The organism is Thermoleptolyngbya sichuanensis A183 (assembly GCF_013177315.1).
Classification (GTDB): domain Bacteria; phylum Cyanobacteriota; class Cyanobacteriia; order Elainellales; family Elainellaceae; genus Thermoleptolyngbya; species Thermoleptolyngbya sichuanensis.
On the sequence record NZ_CP053661.1, the window covers coordinates 3,599,309 to 3,622,789 of the forward strand.

Annotated in this window: 18 protein-coding genes, 1 pseudogene and 1 riboswitch; of the genes and pseudogenes, 12 read left to right on the forward strand and 7 right to left on the reverse strand. The window is 56.6% G+C overall.

Annotated elements, in window-relative coordinates; all coding sequences use genetic code 11:
• Positions 1-65: 65 nt before the first annotated feature.
• The 4 genes from HPC62_RS15025 (at position 66) to HPC62_RS15040 (ending at position 4,962) form a co-directional block, all read left to right on the forward strand.
• On the forward strand, positions 66-581 hold the full coding sequence (locus tag HPC62_RS15025) for a hypothetical protein (RefSeq protein WP_172356966.1): 516 nt from the start codon (positions 66-68) through the stop codon (positions 579-581).
• A 13-nt stretch (positions 582-594) separates the two neighbouring features.
• Positions 595-1,482: a hypothetical protein gene (locus HPC62_RS15030; protein WP_172356968.1), complete on the forward strand. Its 888-nt coding sequence runs from the start codon at positions 595-597 to the stop codon at positions 1,480-1,482.
• Between the two features lie 499 nt (positions 1,483-1,981).
• Entirely contained in the window at positions 1,982-3,706 is a 1,725-nt protein-coding gene (locus HPC62_RS15035) for a glycosyltransferase family 39 protein (RefSeq protein ID WP_172356970.1), read from the forward strand.
• A gap of 143 nt (positions 3,707-3,849) precedes the next feature.
• On the forward strand, positions 3,850-4,962 hold the full coding sequence (locus HPC62_RS15040; RefSeq protein ID WP_172356972.1) for a peptidylprolyl isomerase: 1,113 nt from the start codon (positions 3,850-3,852) through the stop codon (positions 4,960-4,962).
• 120 nt (positions 4,963-5,082) lie between these two features.
• Here the strand turns inward: HPC62_RS15040 and HPC62_RS15045 are convergent, their stop codons facing one another.
• The gene (locus HPC62_RS15045; protein WP_172353244.1) at positions 5,083-6,396 is read right to left on the reverse strand and encodes an NF041680 family putative transposase; all 1,314 of its coding nucleotides are present in this window, start codon (positions 6,394-6,396) and stop codon (positions 5,083-5,085) included.
• 120 nt (positions 6,397-6,516) lie between these two features.
• Between HPC62_RS15045 and HPC62_RS15050 the strand changes: the two genes are divergently transcribed.
• Complete coding sequence (locus HPC62_RS15050; protein WP_172356974.1) at positions 6,517-7,347, forward strand: type II CAAX endopeptidase family protein; 831 nt, start codon at positions 6,517-6,519, stop codon at positions 7,345-7,347.
• Between the two features lie 86 nt (positions 7,348-7,433).
• Positions 7,434-8,081 carry a DUF3611 family protein gene (locus HPC62_RS15055; RefSeq protein ID WP_172356976.1) on the forward strand — a complete coding sequence of 216 codons (648 nt, stop codon included), beginning with the start codon at positions 7,434-7,436 and terminating at the stop codon, positions 8,079-8,081.
• A gap of 120 nt (positions 8,082-8,201) precedes the next feature.
• On the opposite strand, the gene HPC62_RS15060 is transcribed toward HPC62_RS15055, so the two are convergent.
• The 4 genes from HPC62_RS15060 to HPC62_RS15075 all read right to left on the reverse strand — a co-directional run bounded on the left by HPC62_RS15060 (position 8,202) and on the right by HPC62_RS15075 (position 14,912).
• On the reverse strand, positions 8,202-9,509 hold the full coding sequence (locus HPC62_RS15060) for an SAM-dependent methyltransferase (protein WP_172356978.1): 1,308 nt from the start codon (positions 9,507-9,509) through the stop codon (positions 8,202-8,204).
• Positions 9,510-9,720: 211 nt separating this feature from the next.
• Entirely contained in the window at positions 9,721-10,548 is an 828-nt protein-coding gene (locus HPC62_RS15065) for an acyl-CoA desaturase (RefSeq protein WP_172356980.1), read from the reverse strand.
• 67 nt (positions 10,549-10,615) lie between these two features.
• The gene (locus HPC62_RS15070; protein WP_172356982.1) at positions 10,616-11,101 is read right to left on the reverse strand and encodes a hypothetical protein; all 486 of its coding nucleotides are present in this window, start codon (positions 11,099-11,101) and stop codon (positions 10,616-10,618) included.
• A gap of 1,373 nt (positions 11,102-12,474) precedes the next feature.
• A riboswitch (cobalamin riboswitch) is annotated at positions 12,475-12,695 on the reverse strand.
• A 276-nt stretch (positions 12,696-12,971) separates the two neighbouring features.
• Complete coding sequence (locus HPC62_RS15075; RefSeq protein WP_172356984.1) at positions 12,972-14,912, reverse strand: ABC-F family ATP-binding cassette domain-containing protein; 1,941 nt, start codon at positions 14,910-14,912, stop codon at positions 12,972-12,974.
• A 373-nt stretch (positions 14,913-15,285) separates the two neighbouring features.
• On the opposite strand from HPC62_RS15075, the gene HPC62_RS15080 reads away from it, so the two are divergent.
• A complete protein-coding gene (locus tag HPC62_RS15080) occupies positions 15,286-16,458 on the forward strand; it encodes an FtsW/RodA/SpoVE family cell cycle protein (protein WP_225906829.1) in 1,173 nt (390 codons plus the stop codon).
• A 136-nt stretch (positions 16,459-16,594) separates the two neighbouring features.
• On the opposite strand, the pseudogene HPC62_RS23495 reads toward HPC62_RS15080, so the two are convergent.
• Positions 16,595-16,783, reverse strand: a pseudogene (locus HPC62_RS23495) (ISKra4 family transposase); the annotation flags it as partial.
• A 724-nt stretch (positions 16,784-17,507) separates the two neighbouring features.
• Between HPC62_RS23495 and HPC62_RS15085 the strand changes: the two are divergent.
• From HPC62_RS15085 to HPC62_RS15105, 5 genes are all read left to right on the forward strand, one after another.
• Positions 17,508-18,272, forward strand: coding sequence for a DUF4382 domain-containing protein (locus HPC62_RS15085; protein WP_225910556.1), 765 nt, complete (start codon positions 17,508-17,510; stop codon positions 18,270-18,272).
• Positions 18,273-18,478: 206 nt separating this feature from the next.
• Positions 18,479-19,138, forward strand: coding sequence for a carboxypeptidase-like regulatory domain-containing protein (locus HPC62_RS15090; protein ID WP_225906758.1), 660 nt, complete (start codon positions 18,479-18,481; stop codon positions 19,136-19,138).
• A complete protein-coding gene (gene cbiM / locus HPC62_RS15095; protein ID WP_172356988.1) occupies positions 19,125-19,841 on the forward strand; it encodes a cobalt transporter CbiM in 717 nt (238 codons plus the stop codon). The genes HPC62_RS15090 and cbiM overlap by 14 nt, the downstream gene beginning before the upstream one ends.
• Positions 19,838-20,710, forward strand: coding sequence for a cobalt ECF transporter T component CbiQ (gene cbiQ / locus HPC62_RS15100; protein WP_172356990.1), 873 nt, complete (start codon positions 19,838-19,840; stop codon positions 20,708-20,710). Before cbiM ends, cbiQ begins: the two co-directional genes overlap by 4 nt.
• A gap of 37 nt (positions 20,711-20,747) precedes the next feature.
• On the forward strand, positions 20,748-21,539 hold the full coding sequence (locus HPC62_RS15105) for an energy-coupling factor ABC transporter ATP-binding protein (RefSeq protein WP_172356993.1): 792 nt from the start codon (positions 20,748-20,750) through the stop codon (positions 21,537-21,539).
• Positions 21,540-22,126: 587 nt separating this feature from the next.
• Here HPC62_RS15105 and HPC62_RS15110 read toward each other — a convergent pair.
• A complete protein-coding gene (locus tag HPC62_RS15110) occupies positions 22,127-23,437 on the reverse strand; it encodes a TldD/PmbA family protein (protein ID WP_172356995.1) in 1,311 nt (436 codons plus the stop codon).
• Between the last annotated feature and the right edge of the window lie 44 nt (positions 23,438-23,481).

Consider the following 23,481-nt stretch of genomic DNA (forward strand, 5'->3'; position numbering starts at 1 on the left):
CGCACCCCGGCGGCGATCGCCTGTAAGACCCAGCCACCTTCAACCGTGTTGCAAAGGAGAGTAGGATGATCCGTTTTAATTGGCGTAAGGCACTGGCTGCTTTATTGCTATCTGTTCTGCTGTTGTCTGGCGCTACGGCCTGTAGCAAAGTAGACAACTCGCCCTATGCCCAAGCGCAAAAAGAGTCTACCCAGCGCGGAGCCAGAGCCGTTGCCAAAGATGCCGAACAAGGCAGCAGCTTTAACAAGTTCTTCCCAAGTTCTGGTCAGGGCTATACCGTTGTCTTTTCTCAAGAGAAAAAAGGGTTTTCAGAAGCCAAGCTGAAGAAAGACGCAAAGGATATGGCGCTGCTGTCGATTTCTGACACCATTAGCCTGCCGACTGCCGCCAAAAAGTATGACAGCGCCACCGAAAAGTTGGCGGGCTATCCCGTCCTGGAAATTGGCAACACCCAGACTGGCATCCTCGTGGCAGATCGCTATCAGGTCAAGGCCCTCAGCCGCGATCCAGAATTCACCAAAGAAAATCGCCGCGCCTGGATTCAAAAATTTGACCTGATTGGCCTATCCAAGCTGAAGTAATGGAGCGCTGACCATGAGTAAACCGATTTATGAAATCGTGGATGATCTGCCCACTACCGGGTTGACCGTCCGCGCCCTCAAATCTCTAGACTTTGTGGTGCCGGGTCACTGGGAAAACCTGGTCGGCTTTGATAACACGATCAAAGCAGTGACAATGGAAACCGATCCCGCTATGATTCAGGCGATTGGCGAACGGGCTGTCCAGCTTTATAACGACAAGTCGCAGGGCTATCAAAAGGCGCTGTGGCTTTACAACACGGTGGACAGTGCCTCCAGTGCGCTGGGGGCGGCGGCGCTGGCGAATCGCGTTGGGCAGGATATTTCCTTTTTGGGACTGCTCAAGCACCTCGCGCCCAAGCCAGAACAGGCACAGAGCGTTGACCTGGCCGTGAAGCTGGTGACGGAGGTGGTCGCCTTTTGCCAGATCAACGGCATTCCGGGTGACAGCCTAGGCGACTTTTTGGCGGCTCTGGGTGACTATGGTGGTGAGGCGCTGCTGCGGATGGCGGCGCTGGTGTCGTTTGATGGGTTAGTGCCCTTGGGGCCCAACTTTATCCAGAAGGTGGGGACCTATCTCAACGGACTCTCACCGAAGGATTTGGAGCAAAACCAGACCTTTAAGGGTGTGAATGAACTGATTCCGGGTGGAAGCTCAGAAGAGAAACTAAATTTTATTGGCCAGAGCTTTGAGTCGGTGAAGGGCTGGATGGGTAATTTGGTGACTCAAAACGGCCTGACCCAGGAAGGGATTGTGGATCGGCTGGTGCAGGTGGCGGATGTGTCGAAGGATAAGCTCGACTATCTGGGCGCGTTTTTGGATATTGCGGTGAAATACTATTCCCACACGGGCACGCAAACGCTGGCTCGTCGCCTGATTGAGCGGGCCGTGGCGGAGGTTTAGTGGCGGAGATTTAACCAGAAAGGTTTGGGGCGGCGGGCGATCGCCCTCTATCTCTGAATGCCCTCTATCTCCCACATACAGAAACCCATCGGCGCTGTTTCGAGTTTGCTCGCAGCAGCGCTTTTTTATGCTCAGTGCCTTTAATCTTTTCAGCAGTCTTTTCAGCGTCTCTTTTCCCTTTCAAAGATTGCGGGGGCTTGCCAAGCCAACAGCCTTGGGGGATAATCCCCCAAACCCTTTTGCAGGGGACGAAGCGTCCCCCACACCCCCTCCTAAGGGTGTTCTGGTCGTGCTGAGGGATCGCTTCGTATTGCAGGGGCGGCAGGGGGCGATCGCGCATTTCGCCCCATCTCCACCGGCCCATCGCTTCTATCCTTTGTCAACCCCTCTCTTTGGTTCCATCCATCCCTTCCCTCCTGCTAGCCTAAAGACTTGTCGATTTTCCATTTGTGGTGTGAGTAAAGGGCTAAGAGATTGGTTTGCAGGCCGCCCTTGGGCGATGCTGCTCTTGTGGATGGCGCTGGCGGCGTTGGTGCGGTTTGCGTATTTGAGCAGCAAGCCGCCTTGGACGGATGAGTTTTCGACGCTGGTGTTTAGCCTGGGGCACAGTTTTCGCACGGTGCCGCTGGATCAGGTGATTTCGTCAGAGGATCTGCTGTCGCCGCTGCGCCCGGAGCCAGAGGGCACGCCGCAGGACGTGGTGCGCTATCTCATGAGCGAGAGTACGCACCCGCCGGTGTATTTTTTGCTGTCGCATTTCTGGCTGAAGCTGTTTCCGGCGCTGCCGCAGGGGATTGTCAGTGTGTGGGCGGGGCGATCGCTCTCGGTGGTGTTTGCCATCCTCACGGTTCCTGCCATCTACGGGCTGGGTTGGCTGGCAGGGCGATCGCGCTTAGCGGCAAATCTATCTGCCATTCTGTATGCGGTGTCGCCCTATGCGGTATTCCTGGCGCAGGATGCCCGCCACTACACGCTGGCACTGCTGCTGATTACGCTGTCTTTCTGCTGTCTGGTGGTTGCTGTCCGCAAGATGCAGGCAAGACAGCCGATTCCGCTCTGGCTGTGTGCTGGGTGGGTGGCGGTAAATGCGCTGGGTGTAGCGGTTCACTACTTTGTCATGCTGAGTTTGCTGAGCGAGGCGATCGCCCTCCTCTTTTTCTGGCGCTTCCAGGCTCCTGCCCACCGCCACGCTCACCCCAGCTCATCCTTTCTCAATCCCCAACTCCTTGCGGTTGCCTTCCTTTCTCTTGCGGCCTGCCTCGTCTGGCTGCCCGAACTGGCTAGCTCGCAAACCAGCCCCCTCACCGAGTGGATCTTTTACGACCGCAGCGACCTGTTAATGTGGCTAAACCCTATTTTTCAGTTCCTTGCGGCCTGGGTCGTGATGGTAATCTTGCTGCCGCTGGAGGCAGACTTTTTGCCGCTGGCGGCCGTAGCGGCCGTGGTTATGATTGCTTTTCTCCTATGGGTTGTGCCGCTGCTGGTTCGCAGTTTCAAAATGCTGCTCGCCGATCCCCAAACGCGCTGGGCGGTGGTGCTACTGGGTGGGCTGGTGCTGGGCGGCATCGCCGTGATGACGCTGATTACCTACGGACTGGGGCGCGACGTGACGCGGGGCGCACGTTATAACTTCATCTACTTTCCGGCAGCGCTGGCGCTGCTGGGCGCGGCATTGGCGACGCTGTGGAACCGGGGCGGCCTGGCCGATGAGGCAACAACACCGCCTCCCTGGACTTCGCGCCGCTGGTATGCCCCCCGCCACCAGTTTCCTAAAACAGGGAAAACAGCGGTTTTGGGCATCCTATTTCTGGGTTTTCTCAGCGCCCTCTCGGTGGCAGTGAACCTGGGCTATGAAAAGTATTACCGACCCGAGCAACTGGCGGCCCAGATGCGGCAATATACCGAAGCCCCCATCCTCGTCGCCACCGACCACCAAACCCATGTGCAAACGGGCGAAATGATGGGCCTTGCCCGCGAGTTCTTGCTTGCGCCCGATGCCAGCCCCTACACGCTGCCCCGGTTTATCCTGGCGCACGGCGAAAAGAACTCGTTAACCCCCGCTGCCACGCTGAACCAGGCGCTAAGCCAAGTGCCGCGCCCGTTCGACCTGTGGCTCGTCAACTGGCACGCTTCTGAAAACGTGAACCAGCCGGACTGCGCCGCGCAGGAGATTCGCAAAATCTGGATCAATGGCTATAGCTACGACCTGTATCGCTGTCGCTGAGCGCGATGGCGGAATGGCATGATGGCGTTTTGGTGGGGTGTATCCATCCCCCTCCCCTGCTCCCCAATTCAACCCCGCCACGCGGCCCGCGCTATGGCAAAATCAGACAGGAAGCCGATTCCTGTTGTTGCTCTTGCAGAACCATGATTCAACTGCCCAAGCGTTCCTTCACCCGCTGGCTAAAGGCCGGAGCCGTTTCTCTGCTCATGACGCTGCTGCTGGTGGGATGGGGAGCCGCCCATAGCAACTTAGCGGCGATCGCCCTCCCCCAGGGCAACGCCATCACCGACGGCCGCGCCATTTTGCGCTACGCCCTGCCGATTAGCAACAAGCCCGTGCGCCAGTTGCAAACGCTGCTCGAAGACTTGTCTACGCCCCTCCGCATCAGCCGCACCAGCCTCAACGCCATCAACCCCAAGCTGTCGCAGATGGAGCGAATTCTAAACACGAAGCAAAAGGAACTGCTGGCTAGCGTGCCAGCCGATCGCCAAGCGGCGGCTGGGCTGCTGATTACCCAGCTAGAAATGGGCATCAACGCCATGCGGAGTGCCGTTGAAGAAAACAACAAAGCTGCCCTGTGGGAAAAGCGCTCTGAACTGCTCGACATGGTGGGGCAGCTCGAAGAACTCATGGTCGCCCAGTTCCCCTACGAAGTGCCGGAAGAATACAGCAACCTGCCCCAGCTCAAGGGACGCGCCACCATCAGCATCAAAACCGACAAGGGCGATATGGTGGCCGTGGTGGATGGCTACAATGCTCCGGTTACAGCAGGCAACTTTGTCGATCTCGTTCAGCGTGGTTTCTATGACGGGCTAAAGTTCACCCGCGCTGAAGACTTCTATGTGCTGCAAATTGGCGATCCGCCAGGTCCCGAAGACGGCTTCATCGACCCCAAAACCAAGCAAGAGCGCAAGATTCCCCTGGAAGTGATGGTGCAGGGCGACAAAGCCCCCACCTACGGCATTACGCTGGAGGACGCGGGGCGCTATCTGGATCAGCCTGTGCTGCCCTTTTCTGCCTTTGGTGCCCTCGGCATGGCCCACCCCGACAGCGACCCCAACGGCGGCTCCTCTCAGTTCTTTTTCTTCCTATTTGAACCCGAACTCACCCCTGCTGGGCTAAACCTGCTAGACGGCCGCTACTCCATCTTCGGCTACGTCGTCGAAGGCAAAGAAGTGCTGGAAAAACTGAAGGCAGGTGACGCGATCCAGTCGATGAAAGTGATTTCGGGCTTAGAGAATTTGGTAGAACCATAATCCCCCACTTTAGTTTGGACTAACTGGCATCACAATAATGCTCAACAGGATGCCATAAAGAATCTGCTCAACCGTTCATAACAGTTGAACTTAAGGAATTGGATACAATCCTGCTCGCAGTTAAGCTGCTGTTGCAACCGGACTGTTCAGGGATTGTTCGGATGTCTTGCGTTTCGAGGCTCGTTTTTTGACCATCGGATAGCAGGGACGAGGAGTTGGCTTGTGCCCCTTGCCTCGTCCTGGCGATTTACCACGAGGTTTAGGCGCAGGAGCAGGGGTGCCAATCGCTGCCAAAATGCCTGCAAACGCTTGTGCGACCCGACCCGGAGTCAACGTTTCTTGCGGTGCCTGCCAGGGCAAGGGGTGGTCAGTACAGTCCTTTCGCGCTAACCACAACTGCCAACTGAGCAACGGCATCAGGCTGCTCCACTGTTCGGTTGCCGATACAGAACTGAACTGGGGATGTGTCCAATATAGCCTCTGCTTGGCAAAGCGATACCAGTGTTCAATGGCAAAGCGACGGAGGTAGTGCAACCACAGGGTTTCTAACGGAGGCATCTGCTCACCCAGCCAAACTAACCACAAAGGAGCCAAGCGTCGCGTGCTGCTCTGTGTCTCCAGCACCTCCACGCGCAACACTTCCATTGCCCGTTTGGGGGATTTGCGGAAATGGTATGCACTCCAACGACTGACCCGCACTCGTCCCCAGTTGGGATCATCGACTTCAACGGTTTCGACCGGGACACTCCAAGTGTCAGGGTCATTGAGTTTCATCTTATGTCCATGCTTGGCAGGTGCGCCTCGCCCTCGATACGCTGGGGGCGCGCCATAGACACATCGATTGGATGTAACCCGCAGCAGCAAGTCTGCCTCAATCCCTGCCGTTTGGTTGACAAAACTGGCATTGCCGTACCCTCGGTCGTAGATCGCCAACGGACGCACCGCTAACTGCCGAGTCACTTGTTTGAGTTGGAATGCCGCTTTACTGGCGGGTGTTTCAAAGCTGGTGATGCGCTCATGCCGCAATGGTAATGCCCAACTGCCCCTGTCTTCAGCAATCCAGGCTAAGGTACTGTAGTTTTGTCCGGCTATCGGGGCATGTCCTGTTCTGCCTGATAAGGTGCGGTCTTTCAAACGCCTGGCAGCAGGACGGTTCCACCGACTCGCATCACCTGCCAACAACGGTTGCTGCTGAGTCGGTATCTGCTGCACCAACAGCTTCAGCACCTTTGATCGGGGTAGGCGGCTATCGCGCAACGCTTCATAGGTGCTCGACCACTGGCGACGAAAGACAGGACTCTGCGATAGCCTCACAAACGACACGATGCACGCACTCACTAACACGGCATCCATCAGATCAAACAGGGCATCTCTGGCGTTTCCCAAGCTGGCATACAACGTTTGGCGAAATTGCTGAAGTTCGTTGAAAATCATGGGGTCAATGTTGGTTGTACTTCATTGACCTTACGGCAGTCGGTGCTTCTCATTGACTGCCTTCCTCTTCACCATTAGTCCAAACTAAAGTCCCCCAGCCCGCCGGGCCAAAACCTCCCCTTGCGCCGCCTCGCCCACCTCCCCATTCCGCTCCGCATCGGCAGTCTGCTGTTGGTGCTGTTGGGCCTATGGCTGCCCTACGTTGCGCTGGTCTACGCCCTTGTAGACGACGCAAATACCGTCAGCATTTTGGTAATGCCCGTGCTGTTTGGGTTGTTTTTTGGGCTGCTGTGGGCGTGGGGGCGCTGGGTCTATGGGCGGCGGGGCGGGTTCGCGCACTATGGTCTAGTGGGGACGCGGGCAATGGGTCGAGAACTGCTGCAAGGGCTGGGCATGGGTTTTTGCAGCCTCCTGTTTTTATTTGTCCTCATGAACGGGTTGGGCTGGGCAACCTGGCGATCGCCCGCCGTTCCCATTCCGCGCCTTTTGCTGGAGGGGCTGGGGGTGGGTCTAGGCTATGGGCTGGCGGAGGAAACCGTCTTTCGCGGCTGGCTGCTGGATGAACTGGAGCGCGACTATGCCCCCCGTACAGCGCTTTGGGTCAACGCACTGACCTTTGCCGTGTTGCACTTTATCCGCCCGCTAAATGAGGTGGTGGCTACCGCGCCCCAGTTTTTTGGGCTGGTGTTGCTGGGGCTGCTGCTGGTGTGGGCGAAGCGGCAGACCGGGCGACTGGGCCTGTCGATTGGGCTACACGGCGGCATGGTCTGGGGCTATTATCTGGTGAATGTCGGCGCGTTGATTCGCTACACCGGGCAAGCACCCGAATGGATGACGGGCATTAACCAAAATCCTCTGGCCGGCGTACTGGGGTTTCTCTGTCTGGGCGGGCTGGCGCTCAGCGTGCGATCGCGCGTTTTCCATCAATCTTCTAATCAATCTTCTAAATAATCCTCCCCGCTACCGCATCTCCTCATCGCCCCACCCACCCGATACAATAGACGAAACCCCAGGGACACCCTTACCCCCGCCCAGACATGCCAGAAAGCTATAGCGATCGCCCCATCTCCAGCCGATCCAGCCGACCAAGCCAGTCTAGCCGCATCGAGTCTTCCTATAGCTTGCCGCCTGCGGTGCAACGAGTGGCGCTAGCGTTTCGGCGCACGGGCTGGATTAGCTTTTGGGCGCAGCTTGTGCCGGGGGTAATCTCGGCTGGGTCGCTAATTTTTGCAAGTTTCGGACTGGCTGCTGCAACCACAACCCCCGGCGTGCCCTCGCCCACCTCGACCGAAACGGGTACGGGTGCATTTTTCTCGATGCTGGGGCTGATTGCTCTGGCCGCCAGCGTCTTCTGGGCCTTTCGCTATGCCCGACTGGGTCGCCGCCTCCAGACTGCCGATACGCGGGTGCGCCCCAAGCGCGGCGAGGCATTTCAGCTTTTGCGCGTGGGGCTGATGATCAATCTGGCAGGAATGCTGCTCACGTTTCTGGGCGCACAGGCCATCATCGGGTCGCTGGTGATCAAGGCATCGGCCCAGGGGTTTGCTATTTTTTCGGGCAGCGCCGCCCGTTTTGTGAATCCGCTGGATATGCTGCTGGTGCTGGCGACGACCAACATCAACATGGCGCACTTTATCGGCATCGTCGCCTCGCTCTGGCTGCTGCGCGTGATGAGCCGCAGCTAGAAGCGTTTGGTGTCGAGCCTTGGTGTTAAGCCGATGACTTGGCAGGGTTTGGGCGATCGCCCAAATTCCAGACTCCCGTCATCGCCCAAGCTGAGCTAAGCAAACCCCACTGCACAAACATCACCAGCTAAAATCGAGCGGCATGGGCAGCGGCCAGGGCTTGCCCTTGTAGAACAGCAGTTGATACACATGTAGACTGCCGTAGCGAAACGAGGCCTCAAAGGATTGCAGGTAGAGATACCACATCCGCAGAAATTTCTCGTCGTAGGTGTCGCCCAGGGCGGCGATAGTGTCTCGGTTGCAGACGAGGTTTTCGGCCCAGCGCTTCATCGTTTCGGCATAGTGGGGCTTGAGGTTTTCACAATGGGCAACCGCAAGCTTGGCAGCCCATAGCTCCTGGGTCAGCTCATGCAGTTGGGGCGCATAGCCGCCAGGAAAGATATACTTGTCCACCCAGGCTCCGTTGCGCTCGTTGCTCTGGGTAACGATGGTGTGCAGCAGCCCAGCACCCCCCGGCTTCAGCAGCGCGTTAGCCTGCTGCATAAAGGTGGCAAAGCTGCCCTTGCCGACATGCTCAAACATACCAATGCTGACGAACTTGTCGAATTGTCCGTGAAACTCCCGATAGTCGGCAATTTTAATCGTGAGGCGATCGCCCAATCCGCGCTGCTCGATTCGCTCCTGCGCCAGTTTCGCCTGCTCCACGCTGAGGGTAATGCCCGTTCCCGACACGCCGTAGCGCTCCGCCGCGTAGATCAACATGCCACCCCAGCCGCAACCGATATCCACCAGAGCTTCGCCAGATTTTAACCCCAGCTTTTTGCAAATCAGCTCATATTTTTGCAACTGCATGGTTTCCAACGAGTCGCTCTCGTGGCGGCGATAGCCACAGGAATAGGTGAGCGTCGGATCGAGAAACTGCTGATAAAAGTCGTTGCCCAGGTCGTAGTGATGCTGCACGTTTTTGCGGCTGTTTTGAATCAACACGGGCACGGTTTTCAAGCGCTGGGTTAGCACCTTGAACAGCAGCGGCAGCGTCACCTTGCGGCTGGCTTTGGAATAGACATTGTTGCGATAAAACAGCCCAATGAGTTCTACCAGGTTGTGGTTCGCTTCATCCCACCAGCCATCCATGTAGGCTTCGCAAAAGCCCAGCGTGCCAAAAGATAGGACGCGATCGTAAGTGCCGGGATGGTGGATGATCAGCCGCAGCGGCTCTGACGCGCCCACCCGTCCAAAGCGAAACTCCTGCCCCGCTGGGTTGACCACCGTAAAGTCGGCAGCATCGATCAAGCTAAAAAGCTGGTAGAGATAGCGCTCTCCGCTGGGCAGCTTGCTCCAGTCGGCGATCGCCCCTGTCGCGTCTGAACGAGTCGCTGCATCTGGCTGCGAGGTCTGCCGTTCGACCGAAGAAACGGGTTTTGTCATACAAATACCTGCAAGAAACAGTTTTGTGAGAGTTTGTGAGAGTTTGTGAGAGTTCGTGAGAGCTTGTGAGAATTTGCGAAAAAATTACCGACTAGGACGTTCGCAGGGGAGGCATAAAACGCCGATACCCCTAGCCCCCTTCTTCCAGGGGAGAATGCTAGAAGCTCCCTTATTAAGGGGGTTTGGGGGATCTCGCTGCGTCAGTTCTGTTCTATTGATTCGCTTTAAAGGCGGGCATGGTTTTCACCTGCGTCGCCAGCCCCACCGCTTGCAGGGCGCGAATCACCAGCCAGGCCACGTCAATCTCCCACCAGCGCTGCCCAAACTGAGCCGAGGCCTGGAACGCATGGTGGTTATTGTGCCAGCCTTCGCCAAAGGTGAGCAGCGCCACCCACCAGCAGTTTGTCGCGCGATCGCCCGTCTGATACGTCCGATAGCCCACCATGTGGCAGGCGCTGTTGACAAAGAAGGTGCTGTGGAAGCCCACAAACAGTCGCACAAAAATCCCCCACACCAGGAACGGCATCCCGCCCAGCACGTAGAGCAGCACCGCCAACGCCACCTGCATCCAGATGTAGTTGCGATGGCAAAAGCGATAAACCGGGTCTTTGGCAATATCCTTGGTGTAGCGGGCAAGCTGAGACTGGCTCGGCACTTGATGCATCAGCCAGCCGATGTGGCACCACCAAAAGCCCAGGCTAGAGTCATGGGGGTCGCCGGCCTCGTCCGAGTGCAGGTGGTGCATCCGGTGATAGCCGACCCAGCCCTTGACTGCGCCCTGACCCGCCAGCGTACCGCAGATAATCAAAAAGTACTCTAGCCATTGCGGCACCTTCAGGCTGCGATGGGTGGCGAGCCGATGGAAGCCGAGAGAAATGCCCAGCCCAATGGTGACAAAGTGCAAGAAGACCGCCAGCGCTACGGCCGACCAGCTAAAAAAGGCCGGCACAAAAGCTAGCAAAGCAGCCAGATGCAAAAACAGAGTGAAGCTAATCACGTCCCAGCGGAGACGCGGCACATTGAAATGGGCATCGGTCATGCAGAATAAACTCCTGGCTTGCGCCGGTAGGAAAAATGTAGAGAAATCAGGTGTGGAGAATCGGGTACTAATCGATCCAATGGAACGCGGTCAGATAGGGCTGAAACTCGTCCCAGCGCTGCTCGACCTGGCGATGGCAGTCTGCCGGGGAAATCGCCAAGTGCTGAAGCAGGTTGATATCGACCGTGCCGTTGTTCTCGATCAGCAGCACGATGGATTGGGTCGGGTCATGCTGGGCGATCGCCTCCATCAGCAGGGCGATCGCCGCTTCGTCCAGAAAGTCTGGCTGGGTTGACCGACCTTCCGTTGCCAGCGATCGCAGAAACTCTGGCACCGCTGCCTGAGCAATAAACTGCGCCGAAAAGGGAACCGTTGTGATACTCCAATCCACCGTGTGGGGCTGGGCGATCGCCACCCGACAGGCCAGCAGCCCGCGCCCCTGGCTGATATAGCCATGCCAGGCCCGATAGCCCAGCGCCAGCATATTTTGGTGAATAAACAAGTTTTGCCAGTAGCCCAAAAGGCCCTGCCAAACACAATCCTTTGCATTCATGCCGCTTCTCATCAAACACTCAAAAAGGTCAAACAATTGATTACATCTGATCACGCCAATGCAGTTTTCAGAGGGTGCATCCCAGTTATGCAAATTCGCCCTCATCCCCCAACCCCTTCTCCCAAAACGGGAGAAGGGGGGCTGGATTCAAAGTCCCTCTCCCGCTCTGGGAGAGGGATTTAGGGTGAGGGTTACAAAAGTGGGATGCACTCGTTTTCAGATGCAATCTCCGCGCGAGTTTGCAAGGTTATTTTGAGGACTTTTCACACCTGGCTCGGCTAATAACACTCGGCTAATAAAATTCGATTAATAAGTAGATAGACCAGATTAAAAAACAGATCCTGAACCCTGCGCCGCCCGCTGCGCGGGCGGCGCAGGGTCTTTGGGTTTTACGTTTATTAGTGTTCACCTACTTAACAGAGCAGAAGTGTTGAACGCAATGTTAGCAGGGCAAGTTCATAGCTGAATCCAGTACAAAAGATCTATAATTCTGCCTGTAATGACCTACTTATTGCTTCCATTCTCAATAATCCGCCTCTTGAGAGTGCTTTTTGTAAAGTTTTACCATCAAGATTCAACACTTCTGTTAACAGAGGACTAATCAACTGCAAAGAATCCTCAAGATCGGAGATTTCATAACAGCGATAAAACCTCAAATTAGCCAATCAGAAACCTATCCGATAGGTGTGCAAATTCGCAAAATTTCGCTGCAAAGCCTCACTGCTGCGGTCGCACCAGACAGAGCATTGCTTGAAGCCTTCTTTTCCCACAGCTCATCAACTAGACGAGATTTTAGAAAAGAAGTTTCGAGCGTCTTTCTGAGGCAATTTTGAATCGCTAGATCATCAAGAAAAAGCTCAGCCAATTGGGTCAGCAGTCGAGGGATCTAGCCACCCTATTTGGTGAAGATTTGCTGAAGACGCAAATCCCAACGATGCGAAAACATTGACATGCAAATCATCAGAAGTGTTGAACGCAATGTTAGCAGGGCAAGTTCATAGCTGAATCCAGTACAAAAGATCTATAATTCTGCCTGTAATGACCTACTTATTGCTTCCATTCTCAATAATCCGCCTCTTGAGAGTGCTTTTTGTAAAGTTTTACCATCAAGATTCAACACTTCTGGCAAATCATGCCTATGCCGAAGCTTTAATCGGTGAAATGCTGAGATGACCGCCGAACTAAAGGAGTCTGGCAGTTTTCTTTGATCCCCATGGTCAAACATCTGGAGAAAATTCCAGCGAATCTGCCGCGTTTGGTTCAAACATTTCAAAGGATCGAGCAGCCTGAAAGGAGTAGTACGAAGTGGGCGATCGCCCCGGATCGCGTCCCAAAAAAATTAAACTTGAAACCATCTATGCCTCGCAGATGAATCATCAGGTGGTGCTATCGGCGGGCATCCTGACTCAGAGGCGACGCGCTCAGGCTAAAGAACTGACAAATCTGCCCTGCCCAAGAATCTGGCAAACAGAGGGTCAAGCGTCCCGTGCGGTTGCGCTCATCACAGTTGCGGGACAGCGTCGGATTTGCACCGAACTTTCCCCCTTGCGTCTGGTGGCTGATCCCCACCAGAACCGAAGCAGAGCGGCGGACAGCACATGATTCCTTGAAACAGAGCGATGGCATCCATCTGACAGGCAATCCATCCAGAATGCATCGGGGAAACACGGCTTTACGCCAACTCCATCCCTGAGCATAGCATGGCTCAGCCCCAACGGAACGCTAGGGATAGTGCTTCGAGGGCATTCTAAAGGTGTTCTAAAGGCGTTCTAAAGGTGTTCAAAGACGTTCCAAAAGGAGGCGTTTTACAGTAAGCATCTTGAGGCGTTTTACAGTAAGCATCTTACAGTAGGCGTTCCTTAAAAACGTCCTAAGCGTCAATCAGTTCGGCTAGCTCCAGCCAGCGCTCTGTGGCGGTGTCGATTTCGGTCGTCAGGCTGGCCAGCTTTTCTGTCAACCGCTGCATTTCCGTAAAGTCAGCAGGCGGCTGGTCATAAAGCTGCTGTTCTAGCGCATCCCGTTCCGCTTCTAGGGCGGGAATTTTCGCCTCCAGAGTTTCATATTCGCGCTTTTCTTTGAAAGACAGCTTGCGCGGCCTGGTGGCGCTGCTAGAGGAATTGACAGTGCTTGCAGACTCAGAAGTTGTAGGCTTCGCGGCTACTTTGGGAGCAGATTTGGGGGCTTCGGTGGCGGCTTCCTGCTTTTGCCGCTCCAGATGTTCCAGATAGGTGGTGTAGTTGCCGGGATATTGGCGAATCGTGCCGCCCGGTTCTAGCGCGAAAATTACGTCCACCACGCGATCGAGAAAGTAGCGATCGTGCGAAACGGCGATCGCACATCCGTTGAAATCCTCCAGGTACTCCTCCAGCACTGCCAGCGTTTGCACGTCCAGGTCGTTGGTCGGCTCGTCCAAAATCAGCACATTGGGCGCACCCATCAGCACCTTCAGCAAAAATAGCCTGCGCTTTTCGCCACCGGAGAGCTTGTTAATGGGTGCATACTGCTGGTTGGGTGAAAACAAGAAGCGCTCCAGCATTTGCGACGCAGTGATGACGCTGCCATCCGCTGTTTTCACCAGTTCTGCCACGCCTTTCAGGTAATCTATCACCCGCTGATTTTCGTTGATTTCCAGGTCTTCGGAGTGCTGATCGAAATAGCCGATGTGGATCGTGGAGCCAATGTCCACCGTGCCACTATCCGGCGACACGCGCCCGGTGATGATATTCATCAGGGTAGATTTGCCCGCGCCGTTGCCGCCAATGATGCCGATGCGATCTTCCGGGTTGAAACTGTGGGTAAAGTCTTTGATCAGCACCCGGTCGCCGTAGGCCTTGGAAATATTCGTGAGTTCGATGACCTTTTTGCCAATCCGACGGCCGGCGGTGGTGATATCGACCTTACCCTGGGCCTGTTTGAATTCCTGCGCCTGCATGTCCTGAATCCGCTGGATGCGGGCTTTTTGCTTGGTGCTGCGGGCTTTGGGGCCGCGCTTCAGCCACTCCAGCTCGCGCCGCAAGACTCCGGCATGTTTGCGCTGGCTGCTGGCGGCCGATTCTTCGGCTTCGGCCTTTTGGGTCAGGTAGTAGCTGTAGTTGCCCGCGTAGGCGTAGAGGTCGCCCCGATCGATTTCCAAGATGCGATTGGTGACGCGATCGAGAAAGTAGCGATCGTGCGTAATCAGCAAAATCGCGCCGCGAAAGCGCTGGAGATAATCCTGGAGCCATTCCACCGAGAGCGCGTCGAGATGGTTGGTGGGTTCGTCGATCAGCAGCGCGTCGGGGTCGGAGAGCAGGGCAGTGGCGATCGCAATTCTGCGGCGATATCCACCCGACAGGTCGCCCACCCGCGCCTCAAAGTCCTGAATGCCCAGCTTACTGAGGATCACCTTGGCCTGGGTTTCTAGCTCCCAGGCGTTGGCCATTTCGATTTTCTGCGACACGCTGGATAGTTTCGCCATTAGCACGTCGGGGTCGCCGTGTCCGTGCGCCAGCTTGTCCGACAAATCTTCATACTCGCGCACCAGCGCCATCTGTTCGCCACAGTCTGCAAACACCTGCTCCAGCACCGTGCGATTCTCATCTACGGCGGGCTGCTGCGGTAGGTATACCACCTTTGCGCCGGAGTTGCGCCAGATCTCGCCGCCGTCTGCTGGTTCCAGCCCCGCCAGCATTTTCAGCAGAGTAGACTTGCCCGACCCGTTGGTGCCGATCAGCCCCACCTTATCGCCTTCCTCCAGGCTAAAGCTGGCATCCCGGAGAATTTCCTTGATGCCGAAGTCTTTGCGGAGCGATCGCACATTGAAGATAGCCATCTTGGGAATCCGAGAGTGGGGTCAGCAGGGATTTTGTTTTAACGCACCGGGAAAGTTGCGCTAGGGTTAGAGGCAGTCTGGTTTATGATAGCTGTTTGCTTGCTCCGTCTGGATTCGTGAGCCTGGATTTGTGAGTCTGCGTCTGTGAATCGTTATTTGTGAATTGTTATTTGTGAATCGTTTTACGAGTCGCCGCGATATGAGCCGCCGCGTGAGAAGTATTGGGAAAAGTCGCCGTCCGGTGCAGTCTGCGCCGATGCCCTCGGCTGTGCAGCCAATCATCGAGCCGCCCCAAAAATCGCCGGAGTCGGGCGATCGCCCTTCTGGGTCATCTGCGCTGCCCTGGGAAAGTACGCCAGTCGATACCTGGGCGATGGAGGCGCGGATGTTGCGCTGGCTGACGTTTTTGTGGCTGGGCCTAGGGCTGGCGGTGCTGTTTTCTGCCTCTTATGCGATCGCCGATACCGAGCATGGCAACGGGCTTTATTATATTCAGCGCCAGGTTTTGTATGGGTGCATTGGGCTGCTGGGCTTTAGCCTGTTGGTCAGTACGCCGCTGCGGTTTGTGCTGGGCATGGCGGATCTGCTGATGCTGATCTGCCTGGGGCTGATTCTTCTAACCCTGGTTCCCGGATTTGGCACAACGGTCAACGGCGCGAGTCGCTGGCTGGCGATCGGGCCATTGCCGATTTTGCAGCCGTCGGAATTGATCAAGCCATTTCTGGTGCTGCAAGGGGCGCGGATTTTTGGGCGGTGGGATCGGCTATCGTGGCGGGTGCGGTTTACCTGGCTGGGCATTTTTGTGGTGCTGCTGGCCAGCATCTTGCTCCAGCCCAACCTGAGTACGACGGCGCTGTGCGGAATGCTGCTATGGCTGATGGCGCTGGCGGCTGGGCTGCCCTGGCGATACCTGGGTGGTACGGCGATCGCCGGGCTGAGTGCCGCCGTTCTCAGCGTCAGCCTGCGCGACTATCAGCGCGATCGCATCGTGTCGTTTCTCAATCCCTGGGCAGACCCCGCCCAAAACGGCTACCAGTTGATTCAGAGCTTGCTGGCCGTTGGCTCTGGCGGCCTCACGGGCACGGGCTTTGGGCTGTCGCAGCAAAAGCTGTTTTACCTGCCGATTCACTATACCGACTTTATTTTTGCGGTCTATGCCGAAGAATTTGGTTTTTTGGGCGGGCTATTGCTGCTGCTGCTGCTGGGTTCCTTCGCGGCGCTGGGGCTGCGGGTGGCGCTAAAGGCCAAAAGCCCAATTCATCAACTAGTGGCGATCGGCGTGGTGGTGCTGCTGGTGGGGCAATCGCTGCTGAATATTGGCGTGGCCACAGGAGCGCTGCCCACCACCGGGCTACCGTTTCCCTTCTTTAGCTACGGCGGCAGTTCCGTCATCGCCAGCCTAGTGTCGGCAGCGCTGCTGGTGCGGGTGGCACGGGAAAGCAGCAGCGCTGCGGTGGTGTCGCTGGGCCAGGGGCGCAGGTTTGGGGGCGATCGCTCTGTGTCATCACTACAACCCATCCCAAAGCGCAAACGAAAACCGCTCTGACGCTTTATCAACAGAAATTGCCTGTCTCTCTAAATATCTGTGTGAGATACCTGTGTGAGATACCTATGGTGTGAGGCTATCCTACGATTACCTGTTGCCCATAGGCATTATAACCTCCTGCGTGAATGGGAGGTTTATTATCTTGGAAGAAGGTAGACACACAGGACTCGTGCAAATTCACTGCCTTGTAATCGTGCCATTCACTCGGTTGTCCTTGGGGTGTTCGCAATCGCACTTTACCGCCGTCTACACTCATCTCCTCAACCGTTCCTTCCACTTGCGGCAACTCAAAGGTTTGACAATGCACGAGCCGTTGTTGAGTACTAAGTAGATAGACCAGATTAAAAAACAGATCCTGAACCCTGCGCCGCCCGGTGCGCGGGCAGCGCAGGGTCTTTGGGTTTTATATTTTTAATGTCTACCTACTTGGTTGTTCCTAATACAAAATCTCTATGGTTAAACACTGAAACACCCTACTTGAATGCGTGTAGCGCTTGCATCAGGGATAGACCTCTAAAATCATGATTGATCTTCTCAGTACGTTTATTTGTCGATCAATTTATCTCTTTATCTCTTGCGAAAAGGCTCCGTCTGTACCCTATCCCCCCTAAGGGCATTGAAATCTGGGACACAACCAGATTAACTATGAGTGTTAAAAAGCACGGTTGAAAGAATCGCAAAATCTGAACTTAAACCTGGTTACATTTCAAGGCCGTATAGCTTGACTACATCGCCCGGTTTAGATAGAAAGGGTTTCAGCAATCCGTCGAGGATCTGAAGTGAATCTGAAGATTGATTTCTCCAAGTCTTATTTAAGATACTGTATGGAGGTCGCTACATTCGACAAGAAACTCAAGATTAATTCAAGATTTGGCAAGTATTGTTAGGTACGGTTTTAATGGTGCGTTAAATCATCATAGAAAGAAACTCGAAGAAGTATGTGGAGTATGTGGAAGAGTTACTTAAAACAATCATTCAAATCATCCGTCAAAAGTTCTGGATTTGCGCTGCTGGCAGTTGGTTTACTTTCCGCCTGTTCTGGTAACGACGTGCCTCAGAGTAATGCTCCCCAGGGGCAAACGCAGCCCCAGGCGCAAGGTCAGGGGACTTTGCAGATTCGGGCCAACGGCGAAGATTTTGTGCGTCAGGGGTTTGTGTCCAAGGATGGATGGGAGGTGTCTTTCGACCATATGTATGTCAATCTAGCGGATATTACCGCTTATCAGACTGATCCCCCTTTTAATCCTGAAGGTGCAGACCCCATCCGGGCGCAACAGCAGGTGACGCTGCCGGGAGAAAAGACGGTTGACCTGGCGGCAGGCGATGAAAATGCAGACCCGATTCTGGTGGGAGAGGTGGCGGCTCCGGCGGGTCGCTATAATGCGCTGTCGTGGCGAATGGCGAATGCCAAGGACGGCCCCGCCAAGGGCTATGCGCTGGTGATTGTGGGAACGGGCGTGAAAGATGGGCAGACGGTGAACTTTACGCTCAACCTGGATCGCGAAATGACGTTTACCTGTGGGGATTTTGTGGGCGATGCGCGTAAGGGCATCTTGGAGGCAAACGGCAGCGCCGACCTAGAGGCAACGTTCCACTTTGACCATTTGTTTGGGGATGGCGATGCTCCAGCAGACGACGAACTCAACACGGGCGCGCTGGGCTTTGGGCCGATCGCCGCGCTGGCTCAGAATGGGCGGGTGAGTGCCGACTTGAAAACCCTGGACACAAGCTTGTCTAAGGAAAACCGCGACTTGCTAAACAGCATCCTGCCCTCACTGGGGCATGTGGGCGAGGGTCACTGTCGCCAGTCTTAGCTCTTAGTTTGCACTGAGTCCGCTTGGTTTTCGCTTGTGCATCCTGAGGTTTGGAGCGATTTGGGAACGGTTCAGGAACATCCTGATTAGATCTGACCGGGTGAACTCTGGTTCCTTAAGTCTGATTTGGGTATCGTTCGTTGAGTGTTTTGTTGAGCGTTCTGTTGAGTGAGCTAAAGTTGGGCATTTTACGGCGAGGTTTGAGTATGGATTACCAGGGAGCGCAGGGGGTGGGGCGCTTTTTGAAACGCTGTTTAAGCTGTTTAAGACGGTTTAGGACGCGGCTTGTTCTGCGGTTTGGGGCGCTGCGATTTGGGCTGCTGGCGATCGCCACAGGGATAACCATCGCCAACCTGTCTGCACCGGCCCACGCCCACGGGGTTGATATTACCTATCAGGAGACGCGGGCGATCGCCCTGGAAGCTCGCTACGACGGTGGACAGCCCATGTCTGGGGCCCAGGTTGCGGTCTTCTCGCCCGCCGATCCGCAAACCCCCTGGCTGCGGGGCACGGCCGATGAATCCGGTCGCTTTCTCTTTGCGCCTGACCCGGCCCAACCCGGCAACTGGGAGGTGCAGGTGCGGCAGGCAGGGCATGGCGAAATTTTGGTGATTCCGGTAGGGGGCGGTGCGGCGGCGGGCGCTGGTGAACCTGCGTCCGCTGCCACCAGTTCCCCTGCCACTAGTTCCCCTGCCACTAGTTCCCCTGCCACCAGTTCCTCTGCAATCAGTCCCCCAGGATCGCGCTCCGGCGGCGGGCTAAATCCAATTCAGAGGTTCGTCATGGCGGCTTCGGTGATTTGGGGCTGCGTAGGAACGGCGCTGTTTTTCTCTCGACGACCCAAGGCTCACAATGCACATACCTGATGGCATCCTCCCCGCGCCCGTCTGCATTGGTGGCTATGCATTGGCGGCCCCGCTGCTGGGTTATGCGCTGCGGAAAATTAACCGAATGCCAGACGTGACGGAGCAAATCCCCAAGGCATCACTGCTGACGGCGGCCTTTTTCATCGCGTCGTCCATCCACATTCCGATCCCGCCAGCAAGTGTGCATCTGGTGCTGAACGGGCTGCTGGGCGCGGTGTTGGGCTATTTTGCAGTGCCTGCGATCGCCATTGGGCTATTTTTGCAAGCGGTCATGTTTGGGCACGGCGGCCTGACGACGCTGGGCGTTAACACCGTGCTAATGGGCTTTCCAGCGCTGGTGGCAGCGTGGGTGTTTCGGCTGCGCCATCGGTTTGGGCGGCTGGGGGCGAGGCGAGCAGATCTCCTGTTTGCGTTTTTGGCAGGGGCGATTGGGCTAGGGCTGGCAGCGCTGATTTTCTTTGGGCTGATTTTGGCGACGATTCCCGGTGGGCTGGATGCTCAGGCAGAGCGGGTCGCCGTCTACGGACTCGTCGCATCGCATATTCCGCTGGCGCTGATTGAGGGCGTGTTTACGGCAATGCTGGTGGGCTTTTTGCGGCGGGTCAAGCCAGAATTGTTACAAGACCCGACTCGATCTGACCCGTCGGCGTTGCAGCCAGCCGGTCAGCCCTCAAAAAAATCGACGGGCGGGAGGGCTGCATGAGGCTGGTGATGGATGAGTTTGCCCATCTCGACTCGCCGATCCACCGCTGGGAGCCGCGCTGCAAGCTGCTGGGGCTGGTGACGCTGATGTTTGCCTTTGCGTTTGTGGAGCGGGGCTGGCTGGTGCCCGTGGTTCTGGCGATCGCCCTCTCGCTCTACGGGCTGTCTCGGCTGCCCCTCTCGTTTCTGCGATCGCGCCTGCGCTATCCGGGCTATTTTCTGCTGGGCGTGGTGGCGCTGCTGCCGTTCTGTTCGGGGCAGACCGTCCTGTGGCAACTGGGGCCTGTGGTGCTGCGTCAGGAGGGGCTGTCTGCCATGCTGCTGATTGCGGGGCGATTTTTGGCCATCGTCACGACGGGCTTTATTTTGCTCGGCACAACGCCGTTTCTGACGCTGGTGGCTGCGCTGCGATCGCTCGGGCTGCCGCCGGTGCTGGCCGATATGACCCTGCTAACCTATCGCTACTTATTTGACCTAGCCGAAACCCTGGCTACCATGAAACTGGCCATGCGGCTGCGCGGCTTTGGGCAAGTTCCATCGGGCGATCGCCATCGGGGTTTCTCCATCCCCTTTTTGCCACGGCGAACCGATCTGGGTAATTTATCCGCTCTGGCGGGAACCTTACTCATCCGCAGCTATGAACAGTCTGAGCGCGTCTACAAAGCCATGCGGCTGCGCGGCTACGGCTATACGCCCCGATCCGGCGCTGCACCTGTTGCCCAACCCAAAACGCCGTTTTCCACCCTTGATCTGGCTAGCATGATGGGGCTGGCGGGCGCGGTTGCTCTGGCGATCGCCCTTCTGGGGCTGGGATTTGTCCCTGTCTCCTTTGGCGTTCCGCAACTCACCCATCTCCTATCGTTTCGCTAGTTCGCTGCTTCATATCTCACGCGCTAATCCTGACTCAATGACCCAAACCGACCTCCGCCCAACCTGCTCTGACCCTGTTTGCGCCCCGATTCCCGATGCGCTGACCGTGGCAAATCTCACCTTTGCTTATCCCGGACAGCCCTGCACGCTGCAAGACGTATCGCTGCAAATTGCAGACGGCGAACGGGTCGGCATCATCGGCCACAACGGCTGTGGCAAGACGACGCTGTTCACCCTGATGTGTGGGGTGCTGCGCCCCGATGCAGGCGAGATTTTCCTGTTTGGAGAACCCGTGCGGGCCGGACATTTTCATCCAGGCGTGGGGCTGCTGTTTCAATCGCCTAACGATCAGCTTTTCTCGGCATCGGTGTGGGATGATGTCGCCTTTGGCCCGCAGAACATGGGCCTGTCGCCCGGAGAGGTGGCCCAGCGAGTGCAAGAGGCGCTGATGCTGACGGGCACGGCCGACCTCGCAGCGCGACCGCCGCACCACCTGTCGGGCGGGCAAAAGCAGATGGTGGCGATCGCCGGAATTTTGGCCATGCGTCCCCGCGTGGTGCTGTATGACGAACCCTCTGCCAGCCTGGATCTCCGCACCCGTCGCCGCCTGATCCAGTTTTTGCAGCGTGCGCCCCAGACGTTACTGATCGCGTCCCACGATCTGGAACTGGTGCTGGAAGTGTGCGATCGCGTGATTTTGCTAGACGAAGGGCGCATCATTGCCGATGGCGACCCACGCCAGATCATGGGCAATCAGGAACTCATGGAAGCGCATGGTCTCGAAAAACCCCACTCCTTGATGCCCCACCTCCTGCCGCACCACGACTAGTCTTGCAGCTCTCATTTCCCAGATTACTTGCAGCGAAGTCGCACATAAACGCACATCAAATCGCTGAAAATTGTTGAAAGCCCTGCAACCTCCCGAGCCGGCAAGCCAAAGACAGGCATCCAGGGACAGGCAATCCAAAACCAGGCAACCCAAAATCGCCAATCTAAAATCCCCAATCTAAGTGGATAGACCAGATTAAAAAACAGATCCTGAACCCTGCGCCGCCCGCGCGGCGGGCGGCGCAGGGTCTTTGGGTTTTATATTTATTAATGTCCACCTACTTACAAACTCCCATTGAATTGAACCAATCGGCTGCACCCCAAAGCCCGTCAACTTGCGATGTTGGACTGTCAGCAGTCCAACGCGACTCTCATCGCTGCACCAATCGCGGATTCGCCCCCCGTTAGGTCGATTCTCGATTTTGGATTTGCGGTTTTGGATTTGCGGTTTTGGATTTGCGATTTCAGATCATAGGTCAACCGTCTTCACAACTGCCAGCACTTTCATCCACAGCAGTACTTCAGAGACTGGATCTGAGGAGGCTGTAAACCCCAATCCAAAATCCAAAATCCCCCAAATCCGCACCCCTACAGTCGCCCCGTTACCGACAGCCCACCCACCACCACCGACGGTGTGTAGCAAGAGCCATTCCATTCGGCATCGCCGCCCAATTCAATCAGGTTTCGCAGCGCCGTGTAAACATTCCCCGCAACCATCGTGTCTTTGACGCGGCCCACCACCTCACCGCGCCGCACTCGATAGCCCAGATCGACATTGATCGAAAATTCGCCCGAAATGCCTGCGCCGCCGCCCAGCATTTGATCCACGATAATGCCGTCTTGCATGAGCGCCAGCAGGCTTTCCAGCGGCTTAAAGCCCGGTTCGACAATCAGGTTAAACAGGCCCGGCGTGGGATAACTGCCCAAACCCGGCCGAAAGCCGTTGCCCGTGGTGCCGCTGCTGAGGGCGCGGCCGATGGTGCGGTCGGTGTAGAACAACTGCAACGCGCCCTCTTTGACAAAGGTGATGGGCTGGGTCGGGCTGCCTTCATCGTCGAAGGGGCAGCTAAAGGGGCCGATGTCGGGATGCTGCGACAGGGTGAGGCGGGAATCCATCACGGGTTCCCCTAGGCGATCGCTCCAGGGCGAGGCCCGCTCGATCACCTGCTTGCCGTTCATGGCAGATTGCACCGTGCCCCACAGCATATCCGCCGCTTTGGAAGTAAACAGCACAGGCACTTTGCCCACGGGCGGCGCGGTGTTGCGTTGCGCCCAGTCGAGCCGCTGCACAATCTGCTGCGCCAGCGAAACCGGGTCGAGAATGCCGCGCTCGGTCTGGCCGTCGGCCACGCTGAGAAAATCTTCGCCGCGAATCCATTCCGCTGCCATGTAGCAACTGAGGGTGGTGTCGGTATAGCCGCAGTCCAGCCCGTTGGAGTTGATCAGCCGCGTGGTTTCCACGTCGCACTCCCAGTCCGCCGTGCAGAGCGCTTCGGGATATTGTTCGCGCACCAGGGCGATCGCCTCTCGTCCCCATTCCACCAACTGTTCGACGGGCACGCCCACCCCCAAATCGGGGTAGTGCTTGGGATGGGCGGGAGCCAGCTCAATCGTCTCTGGCTCGCTGAGCTGACTGAGGGCGATCGCCCGTTCCACTAGCGCCCCTGGCTCCACCGGCCCATAGGCCACCGCCAGCCCCGGCCGCCCATCTCGCCATAGCCGCAGCGCAATTCCCTCTGCCTGCGAGGTTTCCAATTGTTTCAGCCGATTCGCCTCAAAAAACACCGGCCGCGACAGCGATTGCGACTCATAAACCTCCGCCGCCTCGGCCCCAGACCGCAGCGCCAATTCCAGCAGTTGCTCTGCCAGGGATAGGGATGAGGGCGGACGAGGGGCCATAGGCGGGGGTGGAGAAAGTGCTGATGGAGCGATTAAAGCGATCA